4 protein-coding genes and 1 pseudogene are annotated in these 5,649 nt (G+C 61.1%); all 5 read right to left on the minus strand.

All coding sequences use genetic code 11. The features are described from left to right. Positions 1 to 646: 646 nt before the first annotated feature. A complete protein-coding gene (gene aspS / locus H0W47_RS17755; RefSeq protein WP_296926809.1) occupies positions 647 to 2,446 on the minus strand; it encodes an aspartate--tRNA ligase in 1,800 nt (599 codons plus the stop codon). Between the two features lie 60 nt (positions 2,447 to 2,506). Further along, a complete protein-coding gene (locus tag H0W47_RS17760) occupies positions 2,507 to 3,127 on the minus strand; it encodes a DUF502 domain-containing protein (RefSeq protein ID WP_296926811.1) in 621 nt (206 codons plus the stop codon). Beyond that, positions 3,127 to 3,471, minus strand: a complete 345-nt coding sequence (locus H0W47_RS17765) for an FmdB family zinc ribbon protein (RefSeq protein ID WP_296926813.1) — start codon at positions 3,469 to 3,471, stop codon at positions 3,127 to 3,129. Before H0W47_RS17765 ends, H0W47_RS17760 begins: the two co-directional genes overlap by 1 nt. Before the next feature lie 123 nt (positions 3,472 to 3,594). Continuing rightward, positions 3,595 to 5,040, minus strand: coding sequence for a sodium:solute symporter family protein (locus H0W47_RS17770; protein WP_296926816.1), 1,446 nt, complete (start codon positions 5,038 to 5,040; stop codon positions 3,595 to 3,597). A gap of 90 nt (positions 5,041 to 5,130) precedes the next feature. Further along, a pseudogene (locus H0W47_RS17775) lies at positions 5,131 to 5,649 on the minus strand (ubiquinone biosynthesis regulatory protein kinase UbiB); the annotation flags it as partial.

Here is a 5,649-nt window from a genome sequence, read left to right on the forward strand (position 1 = left end):
GGGGCAGTTCGCCCTAAATTGGCCAAAACCCATCCAGTACCCAGACAATTCGACGAACGACACGCATCGGCCGCTGCGCGCCCCAAATCATGTGCTCATCGGACTACTGGTGAAATATCCGGGTTAGGCCGAGAATGACCGTCAACCGCTCTTCAGGTGACGCCAAATTTTCATCCGGCTCCGCTGACTCTGCAGCGCCAACTTTGAAATCCTGCGCCAATGGCTGCGGGCTTGCCGCTTTCCAGGCTCGATATCGATGATCGATCTCCTGTAAGCAAGCACGCGGATCAAAAGGTTCCGTGATGGCTGCTCGCCCTTCTTCGGTGATGGTTCAGACTGATTTTTCCTTACGCACATAGTCCGCCTTCACAAGACCTACCGACGAGAACGCAAAAATCGAACGCCATCGAACATGGCCCGATGTTTCGTACCTTTGTCTTGCCCAATCATCCAACGAGACGCTTCGCTCAATATCGGTCATCAATTCAGCATGGCGAATCTGCCCATTGGGGCTCTCGCCAATGCTGTGAGTGCAGCAAAGTGCAAGTCCGTGATCAATTTGTCAGAACGAGAAAGGGGACGGGACATTCACAAGCTCCAATAGAAAAGGGCGCTAGCGCCCTTTCATCCTGCCTCAAGACCCCGCTCAGACGGGCTGCGGTGCGCGCAGGCGGATATGCAGCTCTTTCAGCTGCTTTTCATCCACCGGGCTGGGCGCGTGGGTCAGCAGGCACTGCGCACGCTGCGTTTTGGGGAAGGCGATCACGTCACGGATGGACTCGGCACCGGTCATCATGGTCACGATGCGGTCCAGACCGAAGGCCAGGCCGCCGTGCGGCGGCGCACCGTACTGCAGCGCGTCGAGCAGAAAGCCGAATTTCTCCTGAGCTTCCTCCGGTCCGATCTTCAGCGCGGCGAACACCTTGTTTTGCACATCGGCGCGGTGGATACGCACCGATCCGCCACCCAGCTCCCAGCCGTTGAGCACCATGTCGTAAGCCTTGGAGATGCATCGGCCGGGGTCAGTGTCCATCCAGTCTTCATGGCCGTCCTTGGGCGCGGTGAACGGGTGATGCACCGCGCTCCAGCGCTGGGCGCCTTCGTCGTATTCGAACATCGGAAAGTCCACCACCCACAGCGGCTTCCAGCCGGCCGTGAACACGCCAGCCTTCTTGCCGAAGGGGGACAGGCCGATCTTCAGGCGCAGCGCGCCCATGCTGTCGTTGACGATCCCGGCCTTGTCGGCGCCGAAGAAAATGATGTCGCCGTTTTGCGCGCCGCTGCGCTCGAGGATCTCGGCCACCGCTGCGTCATGGATATTCTTGACGATGGGGCTTTGCAGGCCGTCGCGACCCTTGCTCACATCGTTGACCTTGATCCAGGCCAGGCCTTTGGCGCCGTAGATCTTGACGAACTCGGTGTAGCCGTCGATCTCGCCGCGACTCATCTCGGAGCCGCCCGGCACGCGCAGCGCCACCACGCGGCCGCCGGGTGTGGTGGCCGGCGCGCTGAACACCTTGAAGTCCACATCGGCCATGACATCGGTCAGTTCGGTGAACTCGAGGTTCACGCGCAGGTCGGGCTTGTCGGAGCCGAAGCGGTGCATCGCGTCGGCATAGGTCATGACCGGGAACTCGCCGAGGTCGATGGCCAGCACGGTCTTGAAGATGTTGCTGATCATGCCCTGGAACATGTCGCGAATATCCTGCTCACCCATGAAGGACGTCTCGATATCGATCTGCGTGAATTCGGGCTGACGGTCAGCGCGCAAGTCTTCGTCGCGGAAGCATTTGGTGATCTGGTAATAGCGGTCGAAGCCGGCCACCATCAGCAACTGCTTGAACAGCTGCGGGCTTTGCGGCAGCGCAAAAAACTGGCCTTCGTTGACACGGCTGGGCACCAGGTAGTCACGCGCGCCTTCAGGCGTGCTTTTGGTCAGCATGGGCGTTTCGATGTCGATGAAGCCGTTGGCGTCGAGGAACTTGCGGGTTTCCATCGCCACGCGGTAACGCAGCATCAGGTTGTTCTGCATGTACGGACGGCGCAGGTCCAGCACGCGGTGTGTCAGGCGCGTGGTTTCTGACAGGTTGTCTTCGTCGAGCTGGAACGGCGGCGTGACGCTGGGGTTCAGAACGATCAGTTCGTGGCAGAGCACTTCGATCTTGCCGCTTTTCAGCGCTTCATTGACGGTGCCCTCAGGGCGCGCCCGCACCAAGCCCTTGATCTGCACACAGAACTCGTTGCGCACGCCTTCGGCCGTGGCAAACATGTCGGCCCGGTCCGGGTCGCAGACCACCTGCACATACCCCTCGCGGTCGCGCAGGTCGATGAAAATCACGCCGCCGTGGTCACGCCGGCGATTGACCCAGCCGCACAGGCTCACGGTCTGGCCCAGCAGGGCTTCGGTCACCAGACCGCAATAGTGGGAACGCATTTGGGAAGTCATAAATAGATCGCTTGTTCGCTGGTCGTCTGAGGTGAACGCTTGCGCGCTCCGGGGGGAAAACTATTTCGGTTTGTAGTTGGCGGCGCTGCCGGGCACCACCACACCCATGGAAATCACATAGGTCAGGGCCTCGTCAACACTCATCTTGAGCTCGATGCAATCGGCCCGCTTGAGCATGACGAAGTAGCCGCCGGTAGGGTTGGGGGTGGTCGGCACATACACACTCATGTAATCGCCCGTCAAGTGATTGGCAACGTCACCACCCGGCATGCCGGTCTGGAAGGCAATGGTCCACACGCCTTCGCGCGGCCACTGCACCAGCAGCGCCTTGCGGAAGGCATTGCCGTTCTCGGAAAACAGCGTGTCCGACACCTGCTTGACGCTGGAATAAATCGAACGGACGATGGGAATGCGGCTGAGCAGCGCATCCCACCAGCGCACCAGCTTGCGGCCCAGGAAATTGGAGGCAACTGCACCAATTGACAGCACGATGGCCAGTGCCAACAGGACCCCGAAACCCGGGATGTGGAAACCCAGCAATTTGTCCGGCTGCCAGTCGACCGGCAGGATCTGCAGCGTCTGGTCCAGCGTGCCAATGACCCAGTTCAACAGCCAGATGGTGACGACCAGCGGCACCAGCACCAGCAGCCCGGCAAGCAGCCATCGGCGCAAGGCGTTCATCAGCTCGCCTTGGGCGTGGTCGCGGCGCTGCCTGCCGGGCTTGCAGGGGCTGCAGGCGCAGGTGCTGCGGCGGGCTGGGCGGCAGCCGCGGCCGGCTTGCTGTCACCCGCTGCAGCAGCAGGGGTTTCGCCGCTGACCGGCGGTACCGCAGCGGCACCACCGCCGCCCCGAAAATCGGTCACATACCAGCCCGAACCCTTGAGCTGGAAGCCGGCGGCGGTGAGTTGCTTCTTGAAGGCCGGTGCACCGCACACGGGACAGTCGTTCAGCGGCGCATCGGACATTTTTTGCAAAACGTCCTTTTGATGCCCGCAGGACTCGCATTTATAGGCGTAGATTGGCATGATTCTGGAAGGTTTTGTCAGGGGTGTCTGCGGCTGCGCAGACCGCAGGATGCAAAACCTTCAATTATAGGCGTGGGGCCGCACCCCGGCGCTCCGGGGGCCATCCGATCACTGCGGGGGGGATCAGGCTTCGGTCGTCAGGCGGTGGTGGCTGCCGCGGCGGTTGTCTATGGTTTGCGGGGTCAGCGAGCCGACCAGCATGCCCAGGGCAGCTGCCAGCACGCCGGCCAGCTGCGCCGGAAACTGTTCGCCCAGGGTGCTGAAGATAAACAACAGCCAGACCCCGATGCCGCTCACCACGGAAAACACCGCGCCCTGGGTGCTGGCCCTTGTCCAGTAGAGGCCCGCCACCAGCGGAACAAAGGCGCCGACCAGAGGCACCTGGTAGGCGCCGGACACCATCTCGTAAATTGAGGTGCCCTGCATGAAGATGGCATAGGCCAGCACCATGGCGCTGAACACCAGCACCGTCGTGCGCATCAGCTTGAGTTCGTGTTTGTCGCTCATGCGTGGCTTGAACTGGCGCCAGATGTTCTCGACAAAGGTCACGCTGGGCGCGAGCAGGGTCGCCGAGGCGGTGGACTTGATGGCAGACAGCAACGCCCCGAAAAACAGCACCTGCATGATGAAGGGCATTTTCTGCAATACCAGCGTCGGCAGGATCTTCTGAGGATCTTCCTTGAGCAGCAGGGCCGTCTGCTCCGGCATGATGATCAGCGCGCTGACCACCAGAAACATGGGAACAAAGGCAAACAGGATGTAGAAAATGCCTCCGAGCACCGGCCCCTTGGTTGCGGCATTGACGCTGTTGGCCGACATCACGCGCTGAAATACATCCTGCTGGGGGATGGAGCCAAACATCATGGTGATGGCTGCCGCAAGGAAAAACACCATGTCCCGGAAGTTCGGCTCCGGCCAGAAGCGGAACAGGTCCTGGCTGGTGGCCAGGGCGATCACCTTGTCGGCGCCGCCGGCCAGATTGCCGGCAAACACAGCCAGCACCGCCAGGCCCACCACCAGCACAATCATCTGAATGAAATCGGTCACGGCCACGGACCACATGCCGCCGAACAGGGTATAGGCGAGCACCGAGGCCGTGCCTATGAGCATCCCGGCCGTCAGCGAGATCGCACCGCCCGAAAGAATGTTGAACACCAGCCCCAACGCCGTGACCTGCGCCGCCACCCAGCCCAGATAACTGATCATGATGATGATGGAGCAGGCCACCTCGACAGTGCGCCCGTAACGCTCTCGGTAATAGTCGCTGATGGTCAGCAACGACATCTTGTAAAGCTTGCCGGCGAAAAACAGGCCCACAAGGATCAGGCAGGTGCCCGCGCCGAAGGGGTCTTCCACCACGCCATTGAGGCCACTTTGCACAAACTTGGCCGGAATGCCCAGCACCGTTTCGGAGCCGAACCAGGTGGCAAACGTCGTTGTGACGATCATGATCAGCGGCAGGTTGCGCCCCGCGACGGCGTAGTCCGCTGTATTTTTGACCCGCCTTGCAGCGTACAGGCCAATGATGATGGTGATCAACAGGTAGACGAAAACCAGGGTCAAGAGCACGGTGGCCTCCTCAAGAATGCGTGATTATCACCAGATTTTCGGTCATGGCTGCCAGATCAATCGACGCCACCGGGTGCCAGCCCATGGCCCCTAAAAAACGCGAATGCGCAGCATCACCTGCATCGCGAGCAAGCCCAATGCAAAACCCAGGCCACCGTAAATCAGGCCCTGCAGCAGCCGGTTGGTGCGCTTTTGCTCCTGCAGCAGTTCCTGCAGTTCCCGATGGTTACCACCTGACGGGTTTTTCAGGTATTGCTGCAGCAGGCGCGGCAGGCCGGGCAGCAGCTTGGCATAGGTCGGCGCCTCGGCCTTGAGCTGCTCCAGCAGCTTTTCGGGGCCAACCTGCTCCAGCATCCAGGTTTCCAGGAAGGGCTTGGCCGTGCTCCACAGGTCCAGATCGGGGTCCAGCTCGCGGCCCAGGCCTTCTATGTTGAGCAAGGTTTTCTGCAGCAGCACCAGTTGCGGCTGGATCTCCACATGGAAGCGCCGCGAGGTCTGGAACAGCCGCATCAGCACCATGCCCAGCGAGATTTCCTTGAGCGGGCGGTCGAAATAGGGCTCGCAGCAGGCGCGTATGGCCGACTCCAGCTCGTCGACACGGGTCTGTGC

The organism is Polaromonas sp. (assembly GCF_013817205.1).
In the GTDB taxonomy this organism is placed as follows: Bacteria; Pseudomonadota; Gammaproteobacteria; order Burkholderiales; family Burkholderiaceae_C; genus Polaromonas.

Excerpts from the sequence above, each read along its gene's own strand:
- aspS (WP_296926809.1), bottom strand. The coding sequence starts at position 2,446 with ATGACTTCCCAAATGCGTTCCCACTATTGCGGTCTGGTGACCGAAGCC.
- H0W47_RS17760 (WP_296926811.1), bottom strand. The coding sequence starts at position 3,127 with ATGAACGCCTTGCGCCGATGGCTGCTTGCCGGGCTGCTGGTGCTGGTG.
- H0W47_RS17765 (WP_296926813.1), bottom strand. The coding sequence starts at position 3,471 with ATGCCAATCTACGCCTATAAATGCGAGTCCTGCGGGCATCAAAAGGAC.